Below are 24,282 nucleotides of genomic sequence, written 5' to 3'. Positions count from 1 at the left end.
CGGCCGGCGGTACGGGCGCCCGCACCGCCGGCCGCGGGACCGGGCCGGTCAGACGGGCAGTGCCTCGACGATGCTGGATCCGGCCGTCAGCTCGATCTGCCGGTTCAGGCGGAGCCCGGCCTTGCCGAGCAGCTCGCCGTACTCCGACGCGCTGCGCTCCATGCCCTGGCCGAACAGGGCGAGCATGCGGATGTCGACGTCCTTGGAGACGTGGGGGGCGTCGTCGTCGGGCACGACGAACTCCACCAGCAGCACCCGGCCGTCCTCGGCCATGGCCTCCCGGACGTTGCGCAGGATCCGCACCGCATCCTCGTCGGACCAGTTGTGGACCACGCTGCCCAGCATGTACGCGTCGGCTCCGGCCGGGACGGAGGCGAAGAAGTCGCCGCTGACGCATTCGCACCGGTCTTCAAGACCGGCCTTCGCGAAGGACTCCCGCGCGCCGGGGACCACCTGCTCCAGGTCGAACAGGACGCCGCGCACGTTTGAATAGGCGTTCAGCACCGCGGCGAGCACGTGCCCCCTGCCGCCCGCCACGTCGACGAGGGTCCGCACGCCGGAGAAGTCGTAGCGGGAGGCCACGGCTTCCGCGAACGGCCACGACCGGGCCACCATGTAGTCGTCGAACAGCCGTCCCGCGGCGGGGTTCGACTTGAGGTAGCCGCTGTACAGCGGCCCGAACCGCTCGACGAAGGCCGACCTCCCGGTGCTCACGGTCCGCGGGAGCATGCCCACGCCGTACCAGAAGCCCTCTTCGGCGATCATCCGTACGGCGGGACGCAGCGAGTTCGGCACGTCGCTGCGGAGCGTGGCGCCCGCCTCGGTCAGCTCGTACACCCCCGGCGCCGTCGTCGCGACGATCCCCATGGAGGCGAGCTGGCGGAGCACCCGGCCGAGGGCCGGCGAGTCGGCACCGCAGCGGGCCGCCAGCTCGCCCGTGCTCAGCGGCCCCTCCCGCAGGTGGTCGGCGCAGCCCAGTTCGGCCATCACGGCCAGGGCGGCGAACCGGGAGACCCCGCCGATCGCGTCCCAGACCGGTGCCTGTGGGTCGTCCATTGGCAAGTCCTCTCTGATCGTCAGGAAGAGACGGCCGGGTCGTTCCGCATACCGCGGACCAGGCGGCCGACCTCGGCACGGAGGTGCACGAATGCGGGGTTCTCCCGGGTGGTGATCTGGTCGCGCGGGCCGGGCAGGTCCACCCGCAGGTCGCCGGCGACCGTGGCGGGGGCCTTGGACAGGACCACGACCCGGTCGCCGACGTAGACGCTCTCGTCGATGTCGTGGGTGATGAGCAGGATCGTCATGTCGTGGTGGCTGCGGACGCGCAGGGTCAGGTCCTCCAGGTCCTCGCGCGTCTGCGCGTCGACCGAGCCGAAGGGCTCGTCCATCAGCATCAGGGCGGGCCGGTAGGCCAGGGCGCGGGCGATGGAGACGCGCTGCTGCATGCCGCCGGAGAGCTGCCACGGGTACTTGCCCGCGGCCCCGGCCAGGCCGACCTGCTCCAGCGCCTCCGTCGCCGCCTCCCGCCGCCGCGGCCGGTCCATGCCCTTGCGCCGCAGCGGCAGCGCGACGTTGTCGCCCACCGACATCCAGGGGAAGAGGGAGCGGCTGTAGTCCTGGAAGACCACGGCCAGGTCGTCCGGCGTCCGCTCGACGGGCTTGCCTCCCAGGGTCACGGTCCCGCCGGTGGGACGCAGGAGCCCGGCGATGGAGCGGAGCAGGGTGGACTTGCCGCATCCCGAGGGGCCGACGATGCACACCAGTTCGCCCTGGGCGACCTTCAGGTCGATGCCCCCCAGAGCGTGGTGGGCGCCGGGCCCGCCGCCGTAGACGTGGGTCAGGTTCGAGATCTCAAGCACAGCGGGTCCTCAGGTTGTACGGTTGGCGCCGCGGTGCCAGGACAGCACACGTCGCTCGGCCACGAGAAAGACCGAGTTGAGCAGGTATCCCAGAACACCGAGGACCACGATGGTTCCCCAGACGCCGGGCAGGTCGTAGGACCTCTGGGCGTCGAGGAGTTGGAAGCCGATCCCGTTGACGCTGCCCACCAGCTCGGAGATGACCATCAGGATCAGCGCCAGTGACAGGCTGAGCCGCAGGCCCGCGAAGATCTTGGGCATCGCGGAGGGCAGGATGACCCAGAACAGCCGCTGGCTCCGCGACAGCCCGAAGACCGTGGAGGTCTCCAGGTGCTGCCGGTCGACGTGGCGCGCGCCGTCACTGGAGTTGAGCAGGATCGGCCAGACGATGCCGAACACGATCGTGGCGATCTGCATCTGCGCGCCGACGGAGAACAGCGCGAGGAAGAAGGGAAGCAGGGCGGGAGGCGGGATGGCGCGCCCGAACTGGACGAGCGGGTCGATGAACCGGGACAGCAGCGCCGAGCGCCCCAGCATGACGCCGAGGACGACGCCGATCACGCCCGCGAGCAGCCATCCGGCGAAGAGCCGGCCGACGCTCGTGGGGATGTTCTCCAGGGCCGCGTCGGTGAGCCAGAGCCGCTCGGCGGGACCGGAGAACCACATCTCGTGCATGCGGGCCGCGATCGTCGTGGGAGGAGGGAAGAAGATGTCCTCCGCCAGGCGGGTGGCGGCCTCCCACGCCACCAGCACGACGGGTACCAGCCACAGCCGGCCGAGGGCGCGCAGGAACCGCATCACCGCGTCCCCTCCGTACGGGCCAGGTGCCAGTGGAACAGCCGCCGCTCGGCCAGGGTGAACAGGCTGTTGGAGATCACTCCGATGGCCCCGGCCCAGATGGTCGCCGCCACGGTGTACTCCAGCGCGTCGGTGCTGCTGCCGGACTCCAGGATGAACGTGCCGATGCCGCTGGAGCCTCCTCCGAGCAGCTCGGCGCTGATCGCGAGGATCAGCGCGATCGCGGCGGCCAGCCGTACCCCGGTGGCGATGAACGGGGCCGTGCTGGGCAGGGACACCCGCCACAGCACCGCCAAGGGCCCGAAACCGAAGCTGCGCAGCGTCTCCTTGGCCAGCGGGTCGACGTCCCTGAGGCCGTACATGGTGTTGATCAGAACCGGCCACCAGGCGGCGTAGACGATCACCGCGACCTTCATGTCGAACCGGTCGGAGAACAGCAGCAGGGCCAGGGGGATCAGCGCCACGGACGGGATCGGGCGCAGGAACTCCAGGACGGGCCGGAGCGCGGACTCCACCCGCGGCAGGGTGCCGAGCAGGAAGCCGACGGGAACGGCGATCAGGACGGTGAGCAGGAGGCCCGCCGCCCAGGCGCCCAGGGTGGAGACGACGTCGGCGAGGAAGTCGCCGTCCGCCGCCAGCTCGACTGCGCGGCCGACCACCGTGGAGGCCAGGGGGAACACGATGGGGTCGATGAGCCCGGTCCGCCCGGCGAGCTCCGCGACACAGAACAGCCCTGCGATGCCGATGGCGCCGCAGAGCAGTCTGTTGTCGAGCAGGGAACGTCCCGTCATCACCCGTTGGCACCCGGGAGGATGGACTTGGCCGGGACCGCGGTCTTGAGGTAGCCCTGCTCCACCATCAGGTCCGAGACCCGCTGCAGGCGGGTCTCGTCGAGGCTGGTGGGGAAGGTGCCGAGCGTGATGACCGCGGCGGTGGCGGCGTCGATCTTGGTGAAGGTCGGCAGGATCTTCTCGACGGCCTTGCGGTCGGAGGCGGCGATCTGCTGGGCCTTGGCGAGCCCGCGCTGGAAGGCGGCGACGGTCTTCGGGTGCTGGGTCAGGAACTCCTCGGTGACGACCACGCCCGCGATGGGGAAGTCCGCGGTGGGGCCGGTCATGGTGTCGGCCAGCTTCTGGGCGCCGATGTTCTTCTGGACGGCGGTCAGGTGCGGCTCGGTCATCCAGGCCGCGTCGACGATGCCCTGCTCGAGCTTGCCCGCCATCTCGGGGAAGGGGAACTCCAGGAAGGTGACGTCCTCGGCGGTGAGGCCGTGGGCCTTGAGAACCGAGGTGACGGCCAGCGTGCCGATGTTCTTCTGGCTGTTGACCGCGATCTTCTTGCCCTTGAGGTCGGCCGGCGTCTTGATGGGGGAGTCCTTCGGCACCATGATGTTGAAGGAGTCGGGCGTCGCCTGGTACAGGTCAGAGACGATCTTCAACTTGTTGCCCGCCGAGACGGCGAGGAAGGTCGAGACGTAGTTCGTCTGCGTGGCGTCCAGCGAGCCGCCGATGAGGCTCTGCTGGGCCTGGGCGCCGCCCTGGACGGTCTCGATCTTCACCGTGAGGCCCTCTTCCTTGAAGAAGCCCCTCTCGTTGGCGATGTAGAGGGCGGCCGAGTCGGGGATCGGCAGCGCGCCGATGGTGATCTCGGCCTTCTCCAGCCCGCCCGCCGCGCCGGCTTCAGCCGTGTCGGCGGGGTCCGAGCCCCCGCAGGCGCTGAGCGCCAGTACGGCGGCGAGTCCTGCGACGATGGCCCGGCTCGCGAGTCTGAACTTCATCAGCTCTCCTTAGCTGCATTGATCTCCTCGGCGGGACTCGGTGAGGCGCTGGGGCGGTGTGGGGGGTGGTCCCGGGAGGCGAATGATCAAGGGGGTGTCGATCGGGGATCAGAGTAGCGGAGGGAATCAGCCGAATAACAAATGTCGCCTATCAGGCTAAACCGGTCATAATGTGACTTATCCCGCTTTGTGGGCAGTCGTTGGTTTTGTCCCATGATGGGGTGCTCTAGAGGGATGTCCGTTCGCCTCTGCGCGGGTTTTCTGCCGGACCGGAAGCGGTGTCTGGTTGGGGGGTGTGTGACGGTTATGGATAATCCGCGTCTTATGTGCCGTTGGCCGAACTCTTCCGGTTGTGCTCCAATAACCTCTACCCCATGGATGCATCGACGTCCCATGCTTATCAATTGATGTGACGCGATCCCCCGCGAAGAGTGGGTCCGAGGAGAGGCAGCGGAAGCCCAGTGAGGACAGCGTCAATCCCCAGCGAGCTCAGGTCTGAGCCGGCCAACGCCCCAGCCGCCGTCGCCCAGGGCCGGGATCTCGGGCCGCGGGCCGCCAGGAAGGGCGGAGGGATGGCCCTCCGGAACTGGCGGGTCCGGTCGCGGCTGATCATTCTCATCGCCATCCCCACCATCGCGATGATCGTCCTGGGCGGCCTGCGGGTGATCGCCTCGATCAGCAGCGCGGCCGAGTACGAGCGCGTTCGCGCCGGCGCCGAGCTCGCCGCCGCGCTCAGCGAGCTGGCGCACGAGCTCGAAGGGGAACGCGATCTCTCGGCGCGCTTCGTGGCGCAGGGACGCCCGGCCGGCGGGCAGGAAAGGCTGAAGGAGCAGCACGAGGTCGTCGACAGGGCCGCCGGCGCCGTCGGCGGCCGTCTCGACCTCATCCTCGGCGGGGACGACGCGGACGACTTCGGCGAGCGCGGCAGGACCGAGCTCTCCCAGGTGCGCAACCGCATCGACGAGCTCGGGAGCATGCGCAAGACGGCGTTGGAGACCCAGCTCCCCGCCCAGCCCACGATCTCCATGTACACCCGGACCATCACCGACCTGCTGGCTCTGCACGACGACATCGTCCAGGGCGTCACCGACCAGGTCCTCGCCGGCGGCGCGCACGCGTTCGGCGCGCTGGCCAGGGCCAAGGCGCAGGCGTCCGAGGAACGGGCCATCCTCGCCGTCGCCCTCGCCGCGAGGAGGTTCACCTCCGAGAGCCTGGACGCCTTCGTCGCCGCCCGGGCGGGGCGCGACAGCGAACTCGCGACCTTCAAGGCCGAGGCGACGGTCGCCCAGAAGCAGCTGTTCGACGACACCGTGAGCAGCCAGAAGAAGGACCGCGCGGAGTCGATGCGGCTGCGCGCGCTGGTCCTGGCCGGCGCGGACGCCCCGCTCGTGCGCGTCGACGTGTCCCAGCGCGGAGCCGGGGACCAGGCCACATGGTTCGACGCGGCCTCCGACGTCATCACGCGGATGCGCGAGGTGGAGAAGGAGGTCGCCGGCACGGTCATCACGCGGAGCCAGGCCCTGCAGGAGTCCGAGCAGCGCAGCGCCCTGATCGCCGGAGGACTGACGGCCCTGCTCCTCCTGCTGCTCCTGGCCGTCACCGCGATCATCGCCCGCTCGCTGGTCAAGCCCCTGCGCAAGCTGCGGACCGAGGCGCTGTCCGTCGCCGGGCAGCGCCTGCCCGACACCGTGCAGAAGCTCCGCGAGACCGGCGACATGTCCGCGGCCGAGGTCGTGCCGATCGGGGTGGCCTCGAACGACGAGATCGGCGAGGTGGCCCGGGCCTTCGACGAGGTCCACCGCGAGGCCGTACGGCTGGCGGGCGAGGAGGCGTCGCTGCGGAGCAACGTCAACGCGATGTTCGTCAACCTCTCCCGGCGCAGCCAGACCCTGGTCGAGCGCCAGCTGGCGCTCATCGAGAACCTGGAGCAGGGCGAACAGGACGAGGAGCGGCTCGGCAGCCTCTTCCGCCTCGACCACCTGGCCACCCGCATGCGCCGCAACAGCGAGAACCTGCTGGTCCTCGCGGGGCAGGAGCCCGCGCGCCGGTGGAGCCAGCCCATCCCGCTGATCGACGTGGTCCGCGCCTCCCTGTCGGAGGTCGAGAGCTACGAACGGGTGGACCTGCGGATCTCCGGCGGGGTCGCGGTGGCCGGTACGTCCGTCAACGACGTCGTGCACCTGGTCGCCGAGCTGGTGGAGAACGCGATCTCCTTCTCCCCCAGGGAGACGAAGGTCATCGTGTCGAGCAACCGCATCGACGGCGGCGGCGTGATGATCTCGGTGACCGACCTCGGCATCGGCATGACCGGTGAGGAACTCGCGCAGGCGAACTGGCGGCTGGCCAACCCCCCGGTGGTGGACGTCTCGGTCTCCCGCCGCATGGGCCTGTTCGTGGTCGGCCGCCTCGCGCTGCGGCACGGCATCCGGGTGCAGCTCCGCCAGCAGGACAGCGGCGGCTTGACCGCCATGGTGCTGCTGCCGGAGAACCTGCTCGCGACCGTCGGCGCGCAGATGCCGGGCATGGGCCAGCCGGCCGGGATGCCCCCCGCGCCCCAGATGGGCGACTGGGGCGCGGCCGTGCCGTCGATGCCGTCGATGCCTTCTGCGCCGTCGATGCCCTCCGTGTCCTCGATGCCGTCGATGCCCTCGCTCTCCCCGATGGACGACCGGCCGCCGGTGCTGGCGAGCCCGGTCACGCTGGACACGGCGCGCCCCGCGTTCTCCTCGTTCGAGGCGGCCAGGCAGGACTTCAACTCCTTCGACGCGGGGCAGGGGGCCGCCCCCTTCCAGTCCTTCTCCGGGAGCGGCGGTTTCGGGCAGTCTCCGGTCGACACCCCCTGGCCCGGCCACGTGCCGGCGCCCGGCTCCGGTCCCGGCTGGCCGAACGTCTTCGCCGAGGAGCCGGGAGGACCGTGGCCCACGGGGCCGATGCGCGGCGGCGACACGGGGGCGTGGCCGGATCCGGCCGCGCCGCCGGGATCGCGAGGGTTCGCGACCGCGGCGGACAGCACGGGCCCGCTGCCCGCGGTGCACGACTCCTTCCCCCTGGAGGAGGAGCGGGAGGAGTTCCTGCCGATCTTCGCGGCGGTGGAGTCCGACTGGTTCAAGAAGGCCGAGCCCCTCGCCCCGGCAGGGTCCTTCGAGGACTCCGGGTCCTTCGAGGGCTCCGGCGCCCCCGCACCGCGGGAGCGGAGTGAGGACCTGCAGGAGACCGCGACGGTCCAGGCGCCGCTGCGGTCGGACGCGTGGTCCTCTCCCGCGGACGCGGGCTGGCAGGCGGCCAAGGCGGCGAGCGAGCCGACACTGGGCGGGCTCACCGGCTCCGGGCTGCCCAAGCGGGTGCCGAAGGCGAACCTGGTGCCCGGCGCCGCCCCCTCCGGCGCGGGGAGCGCCCCGCAGGCTCCCGCCCCGCGGGCGACGGTCTCCCCGGAGGCCGTGCGCAACCGGCTGGCGAGCTTCCAGCGGGGGGTACGGCAGGGCAGGGCGGTGGCCAAGGGAGAGATCGGCGAGGACCAGGCGTATCCCGGCCCCGGCCGGGGTCCCGGCACAGACAGGGAGAACCGGTGAGCGTGTCCGGCAGGATCGGCAAGGAGGAAGGCACGTGCGAGAACTGAGCCAGGCCGCTCGGGGGGTCAACTGGCTGATCACCGACTTCGTGAACAACGTGCCAGGCGTTGCGCACACGGTCGTGGTCTCGTCCGACGGCCTGCCTCTGGCGTTCTCGGACGGGTTCCCCCGGGACCGGGCCGACCAGCTGGCCGCGGTGGCCGCGGGCCTGATCAGCCTGACGCAGGGCGCGTCCCGGGTCTTCGAGGGCGGAGCGGTCACCCAGACCGTGGTGGAGATGCAGCGAGGGCTGCTCCTCATCATGTCGATCAGCGACGGTTCCTGCCTGGCCGTCCTGGCCGCGGCCGACTGCGACATGGGGTTGGTGGCGTACCAGATGACCCTGCTCGTCGAACGGGCGGGGCAGGTGCTGACACCGGCCGTCCGAGCCGAGCTCCAGGCATCCCATCCCCGGTGAGGGTGCGCAATGGATACTGTCCTAGGAGGGTGCCGTGGCAGGCCGCGGTTGGACCGATGAAGGGGGCCCGCTGAGCGGGCCGCCCTACGCGTCGACGGACAACGCCCACCGGCAGCAGGGTGGTCCTTCGCATCACGTACAGCCGGCGCCGGCGGAGCAGAGCTCCCTGGTCCGGCCGTACGCCGTGACCGGGGGGCGCACCGCCCCCCGGACCCAGCTCGCCATGGAGGCGCTGGTCTCCTCGGCGACGTCGATCCATCACGATCTGTCTACCCGCACGCCGGAGTACCAGGCGATCAGCGCCCTCTGCCGGCACGTGCGCTCGGTCGCCGAGATCTCCGCGATGCTGCGCATCCCCCTGGGGGTCACGCGGATCCTGGTGGCCGACATGGCGGCCGAGGGGCTGATCCAGCTGCACCAGCCCCAGCTGAACGCGGGCAAGCCGGACCTCAACCTGCTGGAAAGGGTGCTCAGTGGACTTCGCAGGCTCTAGCCGCTCCGGCGGCCTCACCTCGACCAAGATCGTTGTCGCCGGTGGCTTCGGTGTCGGGAAGACCACGTTCGTGGGCGCGGTCTCGGAGATCCTGCCGCTGACCACGGAGGCGGTGATGACCGACGCGAGCGCCGGGATCGACGACCTCGGCCTCACCCCCAACAAGACCACCACCACGGTGGCGATGGACTTCGGCCGGGTCTCCCTGGACCGGGACCTGATCCTGTACCTGTTCGGCACGCCCGGGCAGCACCGGTTCTGGTTCATGTGGGACGACCTGGTCCGCGGCGCGATCGGCGCGGTCGTGCTGGTCGACACCCGCCGGCTGGCCGACAGCTTCCCGGCGATCGACTACTTCGAGGAGGCGCGGCTGCCCTTCGTCGTGGCGCTCAACGGCTGGGACGGGAGCTACCCGCACGTGGAGGAGGAGGTGCGGGAGGCTCTGACGCTCGATCCCGGCATCCCGATCTCGCGGACCGACGCGCGCTCCCGCGACGCGGTGAAGTCGACCCTGATCACCCTGGTCGAGCACGCCCTGACCGTCCGGATGGCCGTCCCCGGCTGGGGCCGCTGAACAGGGTGATCCCGCCCTCCCGCCCGCGGCGCCCGCACGGGCGCGACCGCACCGGGGCGCCGGTCGCATCCTCCAGCGGATAGGCTGGGAGGTCGAGTCGCAGACCTGTAGCGCAGAGGCTGGCCAATCACGTGTTCGAGACGCTTTCCGACCGGCTCACATCGGTCTTCTCCTCCCTTCGATCCAAGGGTCGGCTCTCCGATGCCGACATCGACGCGACCTGCCGCGAGATCCGCATCGCGCTGCTCGAGGCCGACGTCGCGCTGCCCGTCGTCAAGACGTTCGTGGCGCAGGTCAAGGAGCGCGCTCGCGGAGCGGAGGTGTCCCAGGCGCTGAACCCGGCGCAGCAGGTCGTCAAGATCGTCAATGACGAGCTGATCGAGATCCTGGGCGGTGAGACCAGGCGGCTCCGCTACGCGAAGAACCCGCCGACCGTCATCATGCTCGCCGGTCTCCAGGGCGCCGGCAAGACCACCCTGGCGGGCAAGCTCGCCCGCTGGCTGCGGGAGCAGAACCACGTCCCGCTGCTGGTGGCCGCCGACCTCCAGCGCCCCAACGCGGTCCAGCAGCTCGCCGTCGTGGCCGAGCGGGCGGGCGTCGCGGTCTACGCGCCCGAGCCCGGCAACGGCGTCGGCGACCCGGTCGAGGTGGCCCGCCGGTCGATCGACCACGCCCGGCGGCAGCAGCACGACATCGTCGTCATCGACACCGCCGGCCGCCTGGGCATCGACCAGGAGATGATGAAGCAGGCCGCGGACATCCGCGACGCGGTCTCGCCGGACGAGGTCCTGTTCGTCGTCGACGCCATGATCGGCCAGGACGCCGTCTCCACGGCCCAGGCGTTCATGGACGGCGTCGGGTTCGACGGCGTCGTGCTCACCAAGCTCGACGGCGACGCCCGCGGCGGCGCCGCCCTCTCGGTCCGCCACGTCACCGGCAAGCCGATCATGTTCGCGTCCACCGGTGAGAAGCTCGAGGACTTCGACGCCTTCCACCCGGACCGGATGGCCTCCCGCATCCTCGACATGGGCGACATCCTCACCCTGATCGAGCAGGCCCAGAAGACCTTCGACGAGCAGGAAGCCGCCAGGATGGCGGGCAAGCTCACCTCGGGCGAGGGCTTCACCCTGGACGACTTCCTCGAGCAGATGATGATGGTCCGGAGGATGGGCCCCATCAAGAACCTGCTCGGCATGATGCCCGGCATGGGGCAGATGCGCGACCAGCTCAACCAGGTCGACGAGCGCGACCTGGACCGCATCGCCGCCATCATCCGCTCCATGACCCCGGGCGAGCGCCAGGACCCGAAGATCATCAAGGGGTCGCGCCGCGAGCGCATCGCCAAGGGCTCCGGCGTCACCGTGACCGAGGTCAACAACCTGGTCGTGCGGTTCTTCGAGGCGCAGAAGATGATGAAGCGGATGGCCGGCGGGCTGGGCATCCCCGGCATGCCGGGCGGGCGCAAGGGCAAGGGCGCGCAGAAGAAGGCGGCCAAGGGCCGGCGGGTCAGCGGCGACCCGCGCAAGGCGGCGCTCGGCAAGGCCGCCTCCGGCGGTGCGGAGAAGACCCCCGACCTCGGCGGCGCCCTCGGCAACCTGGGCGCCGGCCAGCTCCCGCCCGGCCTGGAGCTGCCGCCGGGCTTCGACCCCTCCACGTTCAAGTTCCCGGGGCAGAAGTGAGCGACGAGAACGGCGGCGACGACGGCAGGTTCTTCTCGCGTGCCCGGTGGATCTGGGTGGTCATCATCCTCGGGTTCATCACCGTGGCCGCGCTGGAGCTGCTGGGGGTCCGGCCCAAGTAGGCCGTCCCGGGCCGACGGCATTGCCGAGATTTTTCCCGGCCCGGCCGTACGGGAGTGCGGCCGGGTGGCCGGACACCCCCGTGCGTCTGGCACAATGACATGTTGGAACATCCCGACCACGCGGGCGCCCTCTAACCCCCGCCGGTCGTGCCTGTCCCTGTAGCGGTCCGCTCCTCGTGCCCCACTCGATGAGACGCCGCTCGCCCACGCTCTAATGCAGGAGAGACCACACCAGTGGCAGTCAAGATCAAGCTCAAGCGGCTCGGCATGATCCGCAATGCGCAGTACCGTGTCGTCATCGCCGACAGCCGCACCAAGCGTGACGGCCGGGCGATCGAGGAGATCGGCCTGTACCACCCGAAGGAGAACCCCTCGCGCATCGAGATCAATGCCGAGCGGGCGGCCTACTGGCTGGGTGTCGGCGCGCAGCCGACCGGGCCGGTGCTGAAGCTCCTCAAGATCACCGGTGACTGGCAGAAGTTCAAGGGCGAGCCCGCCCCGGCGCCGAAGCTCGTCGCCGAGCCCAAGCCGGACCGGCACGCCGCCTACGAGGCCGCGGCCAAGGAGACCCTCTCCCTCGACGCCGCCGCCACCACGCCGAAGAAGTCGGTGAAGAAGGCGAAGGCCGACGAGGCCCCCGCCGAGACCCCGGCCGAGCCGGTCGCCGCCGAGGAGAAGCCGGAAGGCGAGGCCTGAGGTGCTTGAGGAGGCCCTCGAGCACCTGGTGAAGGGCATCGTCGAGCATCCCGACGAGATCCAGGTCCGGGCCCGCCGCATCCGCAGCGGGCGCGTGCTTGAGGTCCGGGTCCACCCCGAGGACCTGGGCAAGGTCATCGGCCGCGGCGGCCGTACGGCCAAGGCGCTCCGCACCGTCGTGAACGCGCTTGGCGACGGCAAGTACGTCCGGGTCGACCTGCTCGACCTGGACGAGGTCCGCTGACACGGGTTCCATGAGCGGACGGGTCACCCACCGGTGTGGGTGACCCGTTTGCTTTCTTCAGCTTCTTTCTTCGCATATTTCTGACTTCAGGAGACGGGCGTGCAGCTTGTCGTTGGCCGGATCGGCCGCCCGCACGGGCTCCGCGGCGACGTGACCGTGGACGTGCGTACCGACGACCCGGAGCGGCGTTTCGCCCCGGGGGCGGTCCTGTCCACCGACCCCGCCTCCGCCGGCCCGCTCGTCGTCGCGTCCCGGCGCTGGCACTCCGGGATCCTCCTGGTCCGCTTCGAGGGCGTGGACGACCGGAACGGCGCCGAGGAGCTCCGCGGCACCACCCTCGTCATCGACTCGGCGGACGTCCCGCCCTCCGACGATCCCGACGAGTTCTACGACCACCAGCTCATCGGCCTCACCGTGGTCACCCCCGGCGGCGAGCGGGCCGGCGAGGTGACCGACGTGCTCCACCACGGCCAGGACCTGCTGGTGATCCGGCGCGGCGGCAGGGAGGTCTACGTGCCGTTCGTCAAGGCGCTGGTCCCGGAGATCGACCTGGAGAAGGGCACGCTCCTGGTGGACGGCCCGGCCGGTCTGCTGGATCCGGACCAGATCGCCTGACCATGCGCATCGACATCATCTCGATCTTCCCCGAGTACTTCGCCCCGCTCGGCGTCTCCCTCATCGGCAAGGCCCGCGAGCGCGGCACCCTCGACATCCGCCTGCACCAGCTCCGCGACTGGGCGCACGACGTGCACCGCACCGTGGACGACACGCCCTACGGCGGCGGCCCCGGCATGGTCATGAAGCCGGACCCGTGGGGCGCCGCCCTCGACGACGTCCTCGACGCCGATCCCGCCGCCCGCCCCCGGATCGTCGTTCCGACGCCGAGCGGGGTCCCCTTCACCCAGAAGCTCGCCATGGAGTACGCCGCGGAGCCGTGGCTGCTGTTCACCCCGGCGCGCTACGAGGGCATCGACTCGCGCGTCATGGCCGAGTACGGCTCCCGCCTGCGGGTGGACGAGGTCAGCATCGGCGACTACGTGCTGGCCGGGGGGGAGGTGGCGGTGCTGGTGATGGTCGAGGCCGTCGGGCGGCTCCTGCCCGGCGTCCTGGGCAACGCCCGCTCGGCCGTGGACGACTCGTTCGCCCCGGGTGCGATGGAGAACCTGCTGGAGGGCCCGGTCTACACCAAGCCGCCCGAGTGGCGGGGACACAGGGTGCCGGAGATCCTGCTCTCCGGGCACCACGGGAAGATAGCCCGGTGGCGGCGGGACGAGGCGCTGCGCCGTACCGCGAAGAACCGTCCGGAGCTGCTCTCGGCGCTCCCTCCCGAGGGTCTCGACAAGCACGACCGGGCGCTTCTCTCCGAGCTCGCGGAGCTCGCGGAGCTCGGATTTCCGGTGGGCGGCCAGGATGTGGCAGACTGAATCGTTGCCGCCGACTGTCCGCAGTCCGGTGCGCGCCGTCGGGCCCGAGAGCCCGGCTCCCAAGACACAGCCAGCCCAGCATGTGCGTCCACCGCGATGCCGCCTCACCGCGGCCGGGTGGACCTCCGCGTGCTCGCGTAAATGAGGTACCACTGCCATGCACACGCTGATCACCGAGCTCGAGAAGGCCACGCTCCGCAGCGACGTCCCGAACTTCCGTCCCGGTGACACGCTCGAGGTCCACGTCCGAGTGATCGAGGGCAACCGCTCCCGTGTCCAGGTCTTCAAGGGCTTCGTCCTGCGCCGCCAGGGCAGCGGCGCCCGTGAGACCTTCACCGTCCGCAAGATCAGCTACAGCGTCGGCGTGGAGCGCACCTTCCCGGTGCACAGCCCGGTCATCGAGAAGATCACCGTCGTGACCCGCGGTGACGTCCGCCGCGCCAAGCTCTACTACATGCGCGACCTGCGCGGCAAGGCCGCCCGCATCCGCGAGAAGCGCGAAGCCCGCTAAGGCGTCCGAAGCTCCGTCCAGGCCCGTCCCCTGCGGGGGACGGGCCTGCGGCGTACGGGGGGGCGGCCGTCCCACCGGGCGGGCCCGGCGCCCCTGTGAGCCGAGCGGCCCCTGGTCCGCCGTCCTCCCGGCGGGGGACCGCGGGGCGGCCGGCGGAGGGGTCCCGACCGCCGCAAACGTCAGGGCCATAACGGAAAAGCGATTCCTCTATGGGGTAAACCCGGCGGTTTCTCGCTGGGAGGATGAGGGAATCGGGAGCAGTCCTTAACCCCCGGCTCGGTCGCTGAACTCCGGTCATCATCTAGGCTCGTGAGAGATGACTAGCGAAGACCAGGCGTGCGACGCAGCCTCGCGTCGACCAGTCGAGGACGAGGTGGACGTGGTCGCGGAAGACACCAAGAAGACGGCCAAGGGCGGCAAGGACAAGAAGAAGGGCTCCTTCTGGCGGGAGCTACCGGTCCTGATCGTCGTCGCGCTGGTCCTCGCGTTCCTGATCAAGTCCTTCATCGTCCAGGCGTTCTACATCCCGTCGGAGTCGATGGAGAACACCCTCCTGAAGAACGACCGGGTCCTGGTCAACAAGCTCGTCTACCACGTCCGCGACATCGAGCGCGGCGACGTGGTGGTCTTCTCCGGCGTGGACTCCTGGGACGGCGAGGTGGAGTTCGAGGAGCCGTCCAACCCGGTGGCCGCGTTCTTCCGCGCGGTCGGCACCGCCTTCGGCGTGGTGCCCGGCGAGAAGGACTACATCAAGCGCGTCATCGGCGTCCCCGGCGACACCGTGAAGTGCTGCGACGACAAGGGCCGGGTCACGGTCAACGGAGTGCCCCTGGACGAGAAGGCGTACCTCTACCCGGGTGACGTCCCGTCCCGGGAGGGCTTCGACATCAAGGTCCCCAAGGGCCGGCTCTGGGTCATGGGCGACCACCGTCAGGTCTCCCTCGACTCCCGCGAGCACCAGCAGGACCCCGGCGGCGGCACCATCCCGATCGACCAGGTGATCGGCAGGGCGTTCGTCATCGTCTGGCCCTTCTCCAGGGCCACCACTCTCCCCATCCCCGACACGTTCAGCCAGCCGGCGCTGGGCGCCGCGGCCGCCCTGGGAGGGGCAGCCCCCTTCCTCGGGGGCGTCGCGGGCGCGGTCCCGCTGGTGCTGTGGCGTCGTCGCCGGCGTGCAAGGCGGTAGCCGTACCTCATGACTGTCGAACCCGAGAGCAAGCAGGACAAGCCCTCCCGCAAGGGCGGCCTGCGCGAGACACTGTTCCTGCTGGTCTCCGGCGTCGTGGTGGCGCTGCTGCTGCAGGCCTTCGTCTTCCAGTCGTTCTGGATCCCCTCGGAGTCCATGGAGAACACCCTGCTGGTGGGCGACAGGGTGGTCGTCAACAAACTGCACGGGGCGGTCGAGCGCGGCGACGTGGTGGTCTTCAAGGGCTGGGACGGCAAGGACACCATCAAGCGGGTCATCGCGATCGGCGGTGACACCGTGAAGTGCTGCGACGCGCAGAAGCGGATCACCGTGAACGGGGTGCCCCTCGACGAGAAGGCCTACCTCCACCCCGACGACTTCCCCTCCGGGGACGAGTTCGAGAAGGTCGTGCCCGAGGGGCGGCTCTGGGTGATGGGCGACCACCGCGCGGCCTCCCACGACTCCCGCGGGCACGAGGAGCAGGAGGCGAACGGCGCGATCCTGGAGGAGGACGTGATCGGCCGGGCCGTGGCGATCTACTGGCCGTTCTCGCGGGCGGCCGTGCTCTCGACGCCTGACACGTTCACGCAGGACTTCACCAAGGGCGGGTAGCCGTGCCGGGCCCGCTCGCCGCGGCGCCCCGGGCGCGGCGGGCCGCCGCGGACGCCCCTCGGGCGAGGCGCCGTCCCCCTCCCGGGACGGCGGTCCGGTCGGGACGGGGCATGGAGATGGGCAAGAATGAGGTGGGGGCCGGTGTCGCCTGATCGGGCGGGCTGGGAAGGCGCGTGACAGGAGGAACGGGATGAGCGCAGAGGATCTCGAGAAGTACGAGACCGAGATGGAGCTGCAGCTTTACCGTGAGTACCGCGATGTCGTCGGCCTGTTCACCTACGTCGTGGAGACCGAGCGGCGTTTCTACCTCACCAACTCCGTCGACCTGGACGTCCGCACGGCGGAGAACGGCGACGTGTTCTTCGACGTGAAGATGCAGGACGCCTGGGTCTGGGACATGTACCGGCCGGCCAGGTTCGTCAAGAACGTCCGGGTGGTCACGTTCAAGGACGTCAACGTCGAAGAGCTGGCCAAGCCCGACCTGGAGATGCCCAAGGAGGGTTTCTCCGGCTGACCGCGGGGTTCCCCGGCAGACGCGCCGTCCCGGCGCCACGGGCGGCTTCCGCCTGCGGCCGCTCTCCGCCGCCGCTCTCCTCCCGCACCCGGTCCGCAGCGCGCGGCGCCTCGCGCCCGGGTTCTCCACAGGCCCGGCCGGGCTCCGGCCAGACGTCCACAGAAGCGGGTTCGGTCTCTTCCCGAGGCCGTGAGCTGGGCCAGGGTCGGGGACCGGAGGTGGTTCCATGGCCGCGAAGGATGAGCTCGGCAAGCACGGCGAACAGATCGCCGTCGACTACCTGCAGGCGCACGGCATGCAGGTCCTGGACCGCAACTGGCGGTGTCCGGACGGTGAGATCGACGTGGTCGCCCGCGACGGGCGGGACCTCGTCGTGGTGGAGGTGAAGACCCGCTCCGGCCGGAGCCACGGGACCGCCTTCGAGGCGGTGACCGCGGTGAAGCTCGCCCGGCTGCGCAGGCTCGCCGGGCGGTGGCTGAGCGCGCGGGCCGAACGGTTCGACTCGGTCCGGATCGACGTGGTGGCGCTGGAGCGGTTCGCCGGAGACTTCGCCATCCGCCACGAGCGGGGGGTGTGCTGAATGCCCTCCGGACCGTCGCGGACAGCCGGGCCCGTTCCGGGGGTGGTGTGAGTGGCCGTCGCGCGCACACGCTGCGTCTGCCTGGTCGGGGTGACCGGCCACGTCGTCGACGTCGAGGCCGACGTGGGAAGCGGCATGGCAGGCGTGCACCTCATCGGCATGCTGGACACCGCGCTGAGCGAGGCCCGGGACCGGGTCCGCTCGGCGGTGGTCAACAGCCACCAGCCCTGGCCCGACGCACGGATCACGGTGAGCCTGTTCCCGGCCAGCCTGCCGAAGCGGGGGAGCATCTTCGATCTCGCGATCGCGGTGGCGCTGCTCGCCGCCGCGGGATCGGTGCCCGGAGATCGGGTGGCCGATCCGTTCTTCCTCGGCGAGCTCGGACTCGACGGCTCGCTCAGACCTGTGCGGGGTGTGCTTCCCGCCGTTCTGGCGGCCGTCGCCGCCGGTGCCCGCACGGTCGTCGTCCCGGCACGCAACGCGGCCGAGGCGGGCCTGGTGCCTGAGGTGACGGTGGTCCCCGTCGCCTCTCTCGGGGAACTGGTGAGGTGGTTGCGCGGCGCCGGCGCGGACGTCCCGCCGGTCCTCGCGGACGATCCGCCCGGAAGGGAGCCCGGCGCGGGAGGGGCGGGCGGAGCGGAGGGACCCGGCGGGCCGGACGGCTCACGGCCCCCCGGCGGCTCACGGGCGCCGGGGGGTGAGGGATCCGGGGAGGCCGCTCCCGATCTGGGCGATGTGGCGGGTCAGCCGTTCGCCCGCCGGGCGCTGGAGGTCTGCGCGGCCGGAGGCCACAACCTCTGGATGCTGGGCCCGCCCGGGACCGGCAAGACGATGCTCGCCGAGCGGTTGCCCGCCCTGCTCCCCTCGCTCGACCGGGAGCAGGCCCTCGAGGTGACCGCGATCCACTCGGTCGCCGGGACGCTGCCGGCGGACCGGCCGCTGCTGGAGCGCCCGCCTTTCGTGGCGCCCCACCACACGGCGACCATCGCGGCCGTGGTCGGCGGAGGCAGCGGGGTGATCCGGCCGGGCGCGGTCTCCCTGGCGCACCGGGGCGTTCTGTTCATGGACGAGGCCCCCGAGTTTCCGATGAACGTCCTCGACGCGCTCCGCCAGCCCCTGGAGTCGGGCCGGGTGACGGTGTCCAGGTCGCTGGGCTCGGTCACGTTCCCGGCCAGGTTCATGCTCGTGCTGGCCGCCAACCCGTGCCCGTGCGCGCAGCCGTCCAGCCGGGACGAACCGTGCCGGTGCACCCCCATGACCCGCCGTCGCTACCTGGCCAGGCTCTCCGGCCCGCTGCTGGACCGCATCGACGTCAAGGCCCCCATCCTGCGGGCGACCCGGCGGGAGCTGCTGGCCGACCGCCGGTTCATCGAGCCGAGCCGGGTGGTGGCCGGGCGGGTGCTCCTCGCCCGCGAGCGCGCGGCCGAGCGGTTCGCGGGCACGCCGTGGCGGTGCAACGCGGAGATGCCCACGGGCGCCCTGCACGGCGAGTACCGCCTGCCGGGGAAGGCGATGGCGCCGCTGCTGAAATGCCTGGACAGCGGGGTGCTGAGCGCGCGGGGCCTGGACCGGGTGCTCAGGGTCGCCTGGACCCTGGCCGACCTCGCGGACCGGCGCAGGCCGGGAGTCGAGGAGACCGGCGCCGCGCTCGCGCTGTGGCTGGGGGAGGAGCGGTGAACGACGGGACCGGCGCCGGGGCCCCGGCCGAGGGAGGGACGATGAACGACCGGCTCGCACGGGTCACGCTGATGCGCCTGGCCGAGCCCGACGACGCGGTGATGGGCAGGCTCGTGGCCGCCTGCGGTCCCGAGGCCGCCGTCGCGCAGGTCCGCGAGGGGCGGCTGGACCCCGGGATCGTCCGGTGGTTCGAGAGCGTCCGCCACCGGAGCGCGGCCGGCCCGGGAGAGACGGCGGAGAGGCTCGGCCGGATCCTGGCCGCATGGCGGGCCCGGCTGGCGGAGGCCGATCCCGTCCGGGACCTGGCCGAGGGAGAACGGGCGGGGGCCCGGCTGATCGTCCCGGGCGACTCCGAATGGCCGACCCAGCTGGACGACCTCGGGGAGTCCCGGCCGTACGCCCTGTGGCTGCGCGGTGAGGCGAATCTGCGTTTCTCCTGTGTCCGCTCGGTCGCGATCGTCGGTTCCCGGGCGGCCACGCCGTACGGCACGCATGTCGCGGCGGAGTTCGGGGCCGGGCTGAGCGAGCGGGGGCACGGGGTCGTCTCCGGCGGCGCATACGGCGTCGACGGCGCGGCCCACCGCGGCGCCCTCGCGTGCGACGCGCCCACCGTCGCCGTGCTCGCCTGCGGCGCCGACATCACCTACCCCAGCGCTCACCACGACCTGTTCGCGGCCGTGCGCGGGCAGGGCCTGCTGGTGAGCGAGTGCCCGATGGGCGTGCGGCCGACCCGGCCCCGTTTCCTGGTCCGCAACCGGCTCATCGCCGCGCTGGCGCGGGGCACCGTGGTCGTCGAGGCCGCGGTTCGCAGCGGGGCGCTCAACACGGCCGGCCATGCCGCGGCGCTCAACCGCCTGCTGGCGGCGGTGCCCGGGCCGGTGACCTCCGACACCTCGGCGGGATGCCACCGGCTGATCCGGCAGGGCATGGCGGCCTGCGTCACCACCCCCGCGGAGATGGCCGAGCTCGTCGGTGTGATCGGGGACGAGCTCGCCCCCGAACCCCGCGGTCCGGTGGTCCCACGGGACCTGCTGGGCCCGCAGACCCGCCGGGTCCTGGAGGCGGTGCCCGCCCGGACCGGGACGGGCCCGGCGACGATCGCGGTGGCGGCGGGCGTGGACATCGAGACCGTGCTCTCCTGCCTCGGCGCTCTGGCCGCCGCCGGATACGTCGAGCGCGTCCCCCGGGGCTGGCGCCTGCGCCCCGGGGGTTCGGCGGACCGGACCTGAGCGGGGCGGGGCCGGAGAGGAAGGTGAGCCGTGGGGCGCGGAGCCCGGATCGGGTGGATGCCGGAGCGCGGGTGCCGGGGCCGTGAGCGGCCGTCGGGTCAGGACGGTCCGGCGGGCCAGATCGGCAGGAGGCGGACCTGGCCGAGACCGAGGAGGAGCAGCGGGTCGAGGTAGTCGCGTTCCCGGAGCAGGCCCCAGTGGAGGCAGCCGGCCGGGCAGTGCCCCGGAACGTCCTGCACCTCTCCGATCACTTCGCCGGTGGAGACCTCCTGGCCGGCCCGGACCGACGCGCGGACCGGCAGGTAGGTCGTGCGCAGGCCGCCGGAGTGGAGCACGGTGACGACGCCCCGCCCGGCGAGCGGCCCGGCATGGCCGATCCGGCCCGGACCCGCCGAGCGGACCTCCGCTCCGGGGGAGGCGGCGAGATCGACACCGCGGTGGCCGGCCAGCCAGGGCTGCGGCGGAGGGGCGAAGCCCCGCAGGATCTCCGGGCGCCCGGTGAGGGGCCATCCCCATCGACGCGGGGGATCCACCGTCCTGGCGGGACCGGGGACGGCAGGACCTCCGGGGCCTGGGGCGCCTGCCGGGGAGAGGAGGGGATGCCGCTCCCGGGAGGCGGGGGCCGCGGTGTCCACGGGCGGCGGGGCCGCGGTGACCTGCGGGGGAACCGCGGCCAGGAAGGCCGGCAGGAGGGCGAGCGCGGTGAGGGATCGGGGAGTCACATTCGCAAGGATGAGATCGGCCAGGCGTGCACGAGGAACCGATCGGGATTCTGTGGATGGCCGGACGAGGCTGTGGACGGCCCCCGGACGCCGTACCGGACGAGGTCGTCGTCCCGGAGGAGTCTCCTGCCGTGCCGGGCGAGCTCGTCGTCGTACCGGGCGAATCCGCCGCCGTACAGGCGGAACTCGGTGCCGCGGCCGGGGAGCGGCCGTGTGCGCCGTGCCCGGAGCGCGGCCCATGCGCGCCGCGCGGCGGCGCCGATCAGGGAGAGCCAGGTCTGCGGTGCGACCGGCGGGGAGGCCTCGGCGCCGCCGGAGGCGGTGCGGGAGCCGGTGCGGGCGGCGGCGCTGGGGACGGGGACGGTGGCGGTGGGGACGGGGAGCGGCGTCCGGTGGCCGTGCCGCTCGCGCAGGGGAGTGGACCGGTGCATCGGCCACGGGTCTTTCTGAAGGGTTCGCTTCACATTTATGAAAGTAATCCTTCGGAGTTGTGAAGGCAATACTTCATATCTGGAGTGGGTACGGTTTGCACATGACCAAGGAGAGGCAGCCGCTCAGCGATCCGAGGGCGATGCGTGCGCTGGCCCATCCGGCCCGGCTCGCCATCCTGAACAAGGTCCAGACGGACGGCACGGTCACCGCGACCGAGGCCGCCGAGGTCGTCGGGATCACCCCCAGCGCGGCCAGCTACCACCTGCGCATGCTCGCCAAGTACGGCTTCGTCGAGGACGCGCCGCCGCGCGGGGACGGCAGGGAGCGGCTGTGGCGGGGGGTCAGGACGAGTTGGACCGTCAGCCCCGAACCCGACGACCAGCCCGAGGTGCGGGCCGCCAAGGACGCGCTGATCCAGATGGTCCGCGACGAGGCCGCCGCCGAGGCCGGCCGCGCCCTGCGCAACTTCGACCGGGAGCCGCCGGAGTGGCGGGAGGCGAGCACGTTCGTCCGTTCCGTGCTGTTCCTGGACGCGGCCGAGATGAAGGAGCTCACGGAGCGGATCGGCGAGCTCATCGACCCCTACCGGCTCAACGGCAGGGATCGGAGCGAGGCGCCGCCCGGCGCACGGGTCGCCGAGGCGCACATCACGCTGTTCCCCCGCGTCGAGCGGAGAACGCACGCGCCTTCCTCCGACGGCTGACGCACCCGTGCGGCCGGAGCGGCCGGGGTCTCCTCCACGCGGCGGAGGCTTGCTCGCGACCGCCGGGCGGGCTTCCGACCGGCGGCCCGCACCGGACGGCGGCCGGGCGCTCCACCCGGTGGGCGCGCCGTTCCATCCGGCGTCCGGACGCGCGTCCGGCCTGCGGCTGAGCGCGGCTCGACGCCGAAAGGTCGGGAGGCGGCGGCGCTAAGGGTACAATTTCCGATGGCCTGTCACTGGCAGGCCGACTTCGCATGCCCCATCAGGGGCCGTTCCCCCGGTCCGGACGAGAGTCCGGCTGGAGCGGCCCGGGGGCATCAGGGCGGCAGCCGAGGGCTGCCGCGTCAACCGGAACCGCGCCCAGCGATGGGCGCCCCGATCTGGAGGACGATCCATGTCCACCCCCGTCGTCACCATGCGGCAGCTGCTCGAGAGCGGCGTGCACTTCGGTCACCAGACCCGTCGCTGGAACCCGAAGATGAAGCGCTTCATCTTCACCGAGCGCAACGGCATCTACATCATCGACCTGCAGAAGTCGCTGTCCTACATCGACCGTGCCTACGACTTCGTCAAGGAGACCGTCGCGCACGGTGGCACGATCATGTTCATCGGCACGAAGAAGCAGGCCCAGGAGGCCATCGCCGAGCAGGCCGCCCGCGTCGGCATGCCGTACGTCAACCAGCGCTGGCTGGGCGGCATGCTCACCAACTTCTCCACCGTGCACAAGCGGCTGCAGCGCCTGAAGGAGCTCGAGGAGCTCGACTTCGACAACGTCGCCGCGTCGGGGCTCACCAAGAAGGAGCTCCTCATGCGCCGCCGCGAGAAGGAGAAGCTGGAGCGCACCCTCGGCGGTATCCGCGACATGTCCCGCGTGCCCAGCGCGGTGTGGGTCGTCGACACCAAGAAGGAGCACATCGGGATCAGCGAGGCCCGCAAGCTCAACATCCCGGTCGTCGCGATCCTCGACACCAACTGCGACCCGGACGAGGTCGACTACCCGATCCCGGGTAACGACGACGCCATCCGCGCCGTCGGCCTGCTGACCCGCGTCGTCGCCGACGCCGTCGCCGCCGGCCTCATGGCCCGCGCCGGCGCCGGCCGTGGCGGCGACGACAAGCCGGCCGTCGCCGGTGGCGCCGAGCCGCTGGCCGAGTGGGAGCAGGAGCTCCTCGAGGGCGCCGCCGCCCCGGCCGCCGAGGCCGCCCCGGCCGCCGAGGCCGAGGTTGCCGAGACCGAGGCCGCCGAGGCCGCTCCGGTCGCCGAGAACGACGCCGAGGCCGAGGCCGCTCCGGGCGCCGAGTCCGAGCAGGCATAGCCTCTCTCGTACGACGTCCTTTCCGTACGGCGCGCAGCCGTACGACCCGCAAGGCTCCTTCCGGGTGGGCGCCCGCTCCGGGCGCCCACCCGATCCACCCAGACACCGATCTCCTGCCGACTTCTGAGATCAGTGATGATTCCCACGAGGAAAAGACAATGGCTTCCGTGAACATGGCCGACGTCAAGCGGCTTCGTGAGCTGACCGCGGCCGGCATGATGGACTGCAAGAAGGCGCTGGAGGAGTCCGAGGGCGACTTCGACCGCGCCGTCGAGCTCCTGCGCCTCAAGGGCGCCAAGGACGTCGGCAAGCGTGAGGCGCGCACCGCCTCCAACGGCCTCGTCGCCCTGAAGCAGGACGGCGACTCCGCCGCCGCGCTGCTGGAGCTCAACTGCGAGACCGACTTCGTCGCCAAGGGCGACCGCTTCCAGGAGCTGGCGGCCCAGGTCGTCGCGCACATCCTGGCCACCAGGCCGGGCGACGTGCCGGCCCTGCTCGACTCGCAGATCGAGGGCAAGACCGTCAAGGAGCTGCTCGACGAGGCCAACGCGGCTCTCGGCGAGAAGATCGAGATCCGTCGCTTCGCGCTCCTCGAGGGCGGCTTCGTCGGCGCCTACATGCACAAGAGCGACCCGCAGCTCCCGCCGACGGTCGGCGTCCTCGTCCAGCTCGACACCGCCAACGCCGAGGTCGCCAAGGACATCGCGCAGCACGCCGCCGCGATGGCCCCGAAGTACCTCAACGCCGAGCAGGTCCCCGCCGACGTCATCGAGAAGGAGCGCGCGCTCTTCGAGGAGATGACCCGCGAGGAGGGCAAGCCCGAGGCCGCCATCGGCAAGATCGTCGAGGGTCGCGTCAACGGCTGGTACAAGGACTTCACCCTGCTCCAGCAGGCGTTCGTCAAGGACAACAAGAAGACCATCGAGAAGTACGCGGCCGAGAACGGTGTCAAGGTCGAGGCCTTCGTCCGTTTCAAGGTCGGCCAGGCTTAGGCTTAACCCAGCTTCTCTCAGCAGAACACCTTACGAGGAGGCCGCCGTCGTGCAGGAGAACCCAGGACCCGCTACGTCGGCGGTTTCGTCGTATTCGGGCACGCTTCGCTGGAAGCG

The 24,282-nt window shown here is 71.4% G+C and carries 27 protein-coding genes; 20 read left to right on the top strand and 7 right to left on the bottom strand.

Going from position 1 to position 24,282, the window contains the following annotated elements:
- Positions 1-48 precede the first annotated feature (48 nt).
- From FHS22_RS25135 to FHS22_RS25115, 5 genes are read right to left on the bottom strand one after another with little or no spacing between them, the layout of a single operon-like run.
- Positions 49-1,056, bottom strand: coding sequence for a methyltransferase (locus FHS22_RS25135; protein ID WP_184945478.1), 1,008 nt, complete (start codon positions 1,054-1,056; stop codon positions 49-51).
- A gap of 20 nt (positions 1,057-1,076) precedes the next feature.
- Positions 1,077-1,859, bottom strand: coding sequence for an ABC transporter ATP-binding protein (locus FHS22_RS25130; RefSeq protein ID WP_184945476.1), 783 nt, complete (start codon positions 1,857-1,859; stop codon positions 1,077-1,079).
- A gap of 9 nt (positions 1,860-1,868) precedes the next feature.
- Positions 1,869-2,657, bottom strand: coding sequence for an ABC transporter permease (locus FHS22_RS25125; protein WP_184945606.1), 789 nt, complete (start codon positions 2,655-2,657; stop codon positions 1,869-1,871).
- Complete coding sequence (locus FHS22_RS25120) at positions 2,657-3,448, bottom strand: ABC transporter permease (protein WP_184945475.1); 792 nt, start codon at positions 3,446-3,448, stop codon at positions 2,657-2,659. The genes FHS22_RS25125 and FHS22_RS25120 overlap by 1 nt, the downstream gene beginning before the upstream one ends.
- The gene (locus FHS22_RS25115) at positions 3,448-4,434 is read right to left on the bottom strand and encodes an ABC transporter substrate-binding protein (RefSeq protein WP_184945474.1); all 987 of its coding nucleotides are present in this window, start codon (positions 4,432-4,434) and stop codon (positions 3,448-3,450) included. Before FHS22_RS25115 ends, FHS22_RS25120 begins: the two co-directional genes overlap by 1 nt.
- Positions 4,435-5,006: 572 nt before the next feature.
- Here FHS22_RS25115 and FHS22_RS25110 point away from each other — a divergent pair.
- The 17 genes from FHS22_RS25110 (at position 5,007) to dprA (ending at position 20,001) form a co-directional block, all read left to right on the top strand.
- A complete protein-coding gene (locus tag FHS22_RS25110; RefSeq protein ID WP_184945473.1) occupies positions 5,007-8,003 on the top strand; it encodes a sensor histidine kinase in 2,997 nt (998 codons plus the stop codon).
- A 34-nt stretch (positions 8,004-8,037) separates the two neighbouring features.
- Complete coding sequence (locus FHS22_RS25105; RefSeq protein ID WP_184945472.1) at positions 8,038-8,460, top strand: roadblock/LC7 domain-containing protein; 423 nt, start codon at positions 8,038-8,040, stop codon at positions 8,458-8,460.
- A 34-nt stretch (positions 8,461-8,494) separates the two neighbouring features.
- Positions 8,495-8,953 (top strand): DUF742 domain-containing protein, encoded by a 459-nt coding sequence (locus FHS22_RS25100; RefSeq protein ID WP_184945471.1) that lies wholly within the window; start codon positions 8,495-8,497, stop codon positions 8,951-8,953.
- Positions 8,934-9,527: a GTP-binding protein gene (locus tag FHS22_RS25095; protein ID WP_184945470.1), complete on the top strand. Its 594-nt coding sequence runs from the start codon at positions 8,934-8,936 to the stop codon at positions 9,525-9,527. The genes FHS22_RS25100 and FHS22_RS25095 overlap by 20 nt, the downstream gene beginning before the upstream one ends.
- 131 nt (positions 9,528-9,658) lie before the next feature.
- On the top strand, positions 9,659-11,206 hold the full coding sequence (gene ffh / locus FHS22_RS25090; protein ID WP_184945469.1) for a signal recognition particle protein: 1,548 nt from the start codon (positions 9,659-9,661) through the stop codon (positions 11,204-11,206).
- A complete protein-coding gene (locus tag FHS22_RS38355) occupies positions 11,203-11,328 on the top strand; it encodes a hypothetical protein (protein WP_260408257.1) in 126 nt (41 codons plus the stop codon). Before ffh ends, FHS22_RS38355 begins: the two co-directional genes overlap by 4 nt.
- Positions 11,329-11,562: 234 nt before the next feature.
- The gene (rpsP, locus tag FHS22_RS25085; RefSeq protein ID WP_184945468.1) at positions 11,563-12,024 is read left to right on the top strand and encodes a 30S ribosomal protein S16; all 462 of its coding nucleotides are present in this window, start codon (positions 11,563-11,565) and stop codon (positions 12,022-12,024) included.
- Position 12,025: 1 nt separating this feature from the next.
- A complete protein-coding gene (locus tag FHS22_RS25080; RefSeq protein ID WP_184945466.1) occupies positions 12,026-12,268 on the top strand; it encodes an RNA-binding protein in 243 nt (80 codons plus the stop codon).
- 99 nt (positions 12,269-12,367) lie between these two features.
- The gene (gene rimM / locus FHS22_RS25075) at positions 12,368-12,883 is read left to right on the top strand and encodes a ribosome maturation factor RimM (RefSeq protein ID WP_184945464.1); all 516 of its coding nucleotides are present in this window, start codon (positions 12,368-12,370) and stop codon (positions 12,881-12,883) included.
- Positions 12,884-12,885: 2 nt separating this feature from the next.
- Positions 12,886-13,692, top strand: a complete 807-nt coding sequence (gene trmD / locus FHS22_RS25070; protein ID WP_184945463.1) for a tRNA (guanosine(37)-N1)-methyltransferase TrmD — start codon at positions 12,886-12,888, stop codon at positions 13,690-13,692.
- Between the two features lie 157 nt (positions 13,693-13,849).
- Positions 13,850-14,203: a 50S ribosomal protein L19 gene (gene rplS / locus FHS22_RS25065; protein WP_184945461.1), complete on the top strand. Its 354-nt coding sequence runs from the start codon at positions 13,850-13,852 to the stop codon at positions 14,201-14,203.
- A gap of 316 nt (positions 14,204-14,519) precedes the next feature.
- On the top strand, positions 14,520-15,389 hold the full coding sequence (gene lepB / locus FHS22_RS25060) for a signal peptidase I (RefSeq protein ID WP_184945460.1): 870 nt from the start codon (positions 14,520-14,522) through the stop codon (positions 15,387-15,389).
- A 9-nt stretch (positions 15,390-15,398) separates the two neighbouring features.
- The gene (lepB, locus tag FHS22_RS25055; protein ID WP_184945458.1) at positions 15,399-16,001 is read left to right on the top strand and encodes a signal peptidase I; all 603 of its coding nucleotides are present in this window, start codon (positions 15,399-15,401) and stop codon (positions 15,999-16,001) included.
- Between the two features lie 190 nt (positions 16,002-16,191).
- The gene (locus tag FHS22_RS25050) at positions 16,192-16,515 is read left to right on the top strand and encodes a DUF2469 domain-containing protein (RefSeq protein ID WP_067184127.1); all 324 of its coding nucleotides are present in this window, start codon (positions 16,192-16,194) and stop codon (positions 16,513-16,515) included.
- Between the two features lie 226 nt (positions 16,516-16,741).
- Positions 16,742-17,095: a YraN family protein gene (locus FHS22_RS25045; protein WP_184945456.1), complete on the top strand. Its 354-nt coding sequence runs from the start codon at positions 16,742-16,744 to the stop codon at positions 17,093-17,095.
- Positions 17,096-17,146: 51 nt separating this feature from the next.
- Positions 17,147-18,772 carry a YifB family Mg chelatase-like AAA ATPase gene (locus FHS22_RS25040; protein WP_184945454.1) on the top strand — a complete coding sequence of 542 codons (1,626 nt, stop codon included), beginning with the start codon at positions 17,147-17,149 and terminating at the stop codon, positions 18,770-18,772.
- Positions 18,769-20,001 carry a DNA-processing protein DprA gene (gene dprA / locus FHS22_RS25035; protein ID WP_338047933.1) on the top strand — a complete coding sequence of 411 codons (1,233 nt, stop codon included), beginning with the start codon at positions 18,769-18,771 and terminating at the stop codon, positions 19,999-20,001. The genes FHS22_RS25040 and dprA overlap by 4 nt, the downstream gene beginning before the upstream one ends.
- Before the next feature lie 98 nt (positions 20,002-20,099).
- Here dprA and FHS22_RS25030 read toward each other — a convergent pair whose 3' ends face one another.
- Positions 20,100-20,723: a murein hydrolase activator EnvC family protein gene (locus FHS22_RS25030; RefSeq protein WP_338047932.1), complete on the bottom strand. Its 624-nt coding sequence runs from the start codon at positions 20,721-20,723 to the stop codon at positions 20,100-20,102.
- On the bottom strand, positions 20,720-21,187 hold the full coding sequence (locus FHS22_RS39350; RefSeq protein ID WP_221474073.1) for a hypothetical protein: 468 nt from the start codon (positions 21,185-21,187) through the stop codon (positions 20,720-20,722). Before FHS22_RS39350 ends, FHS22_RS25030 begins: the two co-directional genes overlap by 4 nt.
- 68 nt (positions 21,188-21,255) lie before the next feature.
- Between FHS22_RS39350 and FHS22_RS25025 the strand changes: the two genes are divergently transcribed.
- From FHS22_RS25025 to tsf, 3 genes are all read left to right on the top strand, one after another.
- The gene (locus FHS22_RS25025) at positions 21,256-21,858 is read left to right on the top strand and encodes an ArsR/SmtB family transcription factor (RefSeq protein WP_184945451.1); all 603 of its coding nucleotides are present in this window, start codon (positions 21,256-21,258) and stop codon (positions 21,856-21,858) included.
- Positions 21,859-22,252: 394 nt separating this feature from the next.
- Positions 22,253-23,173 (top strand): 30S ribosomal protein S2, encoded by a 921-nt coding sequence (rpsB, locus tag FHS22_RS25020; protein ID WP_184945449.1) that lies wholly within the window; start codon positions 22,253-22,255, stop codon positions 23,171-23,173.
- 158 nt (positions 23,174-23,331) lie between these two features.
- Positions 23,332-24,165: a translation elongation factor Ts gene (gene tsf / locus FHS22_RS25015; RefSeq protein WP_184945447.1), complete on the top strand. Its 834-nt coding sequence runs from the start codon at positions 23,332-23,334 to the stop codon at positions 24,163-24,165.
- The last annotated feature ends 117 nt before the right edge of the window (positions 24,166-24,282 follow it).

The sequence above is a fragment of the Thiemannella venezuelensis genome, assembly GCF_014203605.1.
GTDB lineage: Bacteria > Actinomycetota > Actinomycetes > Streptosporangiales > Streptosporangiaceae > Planomonospora_A > Planomonospora_A venezuelensis.
The sequence above is the reverse complement of the archived record's forward strand: the minus strand, read 5'-3'. Positions and strand labels throughout refer to the sequence as shown.

What these genes read in the sequence shown, in the direction of transcription:
- FHS22_RS25125 (WP_184945606.1), bottom strand. Translation starts at nt 2,657, where the DNA reads ATGCGGTTCCTGCGCGCCCTCGGCCGGCTGTGGCTGGTACCCGTCGTG.
- FHS22_RS25120 (WP_184945475.1), bottom strand. Translation starts at nt 3,448, where the DNA reads ATGACGGGACGTTCCCTGCTCGACAACAGACTGCTCTGCGGCGCCATC.
- FHS22_RS25110 (WP_184945473.1), top strand. Translation starts at nt 5,007, where the DNA reads ATGGCCCTCCGGAACTGGCGGGTCCGGTCGCGGCTGATCATTCTCATC.
- FHS22_RS25115 (WP_184945474.1), bottom strand. Translation starts at nt 4,434, where the DNA reads ATGAAGTTCAGACTCGCGAGCCGGGCCATCGTCGCAGGACTCGCCGCC.
- lepB (WP_184945460.1), top strand. Translation starts at nt 14,520, where the DNA reads ATGACTAGCGAAGACCAGGCGTGCGACGCAGCCTCGCGTCGACCAGTC.
- FHS22_RS25045 (WP_184945456.1), top strand. Translation starts at nt 16,742, where the DNA reads ATGGCCGCGAAGGATGAGCTCGGCAAGCACGGCGAACAGATCGCCGTC.
- tsf (WP_184945447.1), top strand. Translation starts at nt 23,332, where the DNA reads ATGGCTTCCGTGAACATGGCCGACGTCAAGCGGCTTCGTGAGCTGACC.
- rplS (WP_184945461.1), top strand. Translation starts at nt 13,850, where the DNA reads ATGCACACGCTGATCACCGAGCTCGAGAAGGCCACGCTCCGCAGCGAC.
- rpsB (WP_184945449.1), top strand. Translation starts at nt 22,253, where the DNA reads ATGTCCACCCCCGTCGTCACCATGCGGCAGCTGCTCGAGAGCGGCGTG.
- trmD (WP_184945463.1), top strand. Translation starts at nt 12,886, where the DNA reads ATGCGCATCGACATCATCTCGATCTTCCCCGAGTACTTCGCCCCGCTC.
- FHS22_RS25050 (WP_067184127.1), top strand. Translation starts at nt 16,192, where the DNA reads ATGAGCGCAGAGGATCTCGAGAAGTACGAGACCGAGATGGAGCTGCAG.
- lepB (WP_184945458.1), top strand. Translation starts at nt 15,399, where the DNA reads ATGACTGTCGAACCCGAGAGCAAGCAGGACAAGCCCTCCCGCAAGGGC.
- FHS22_RS25025 (WP_184945451.1), top strand. Translation starts at nt 21,256, where the DNA reads ATGACCAAGGAGAGGCAGCCGCTCAGCGATCCGAGGGCGATGCGTGCG.
- FHS22_RS25135 (WP_184945478.1), bottom strand. Translation starts at nt 1,056, where the DNA reads ATGGACGACCCACAGGCACCGGTCTGGGACGCGATCGGCGGGGTCTCC.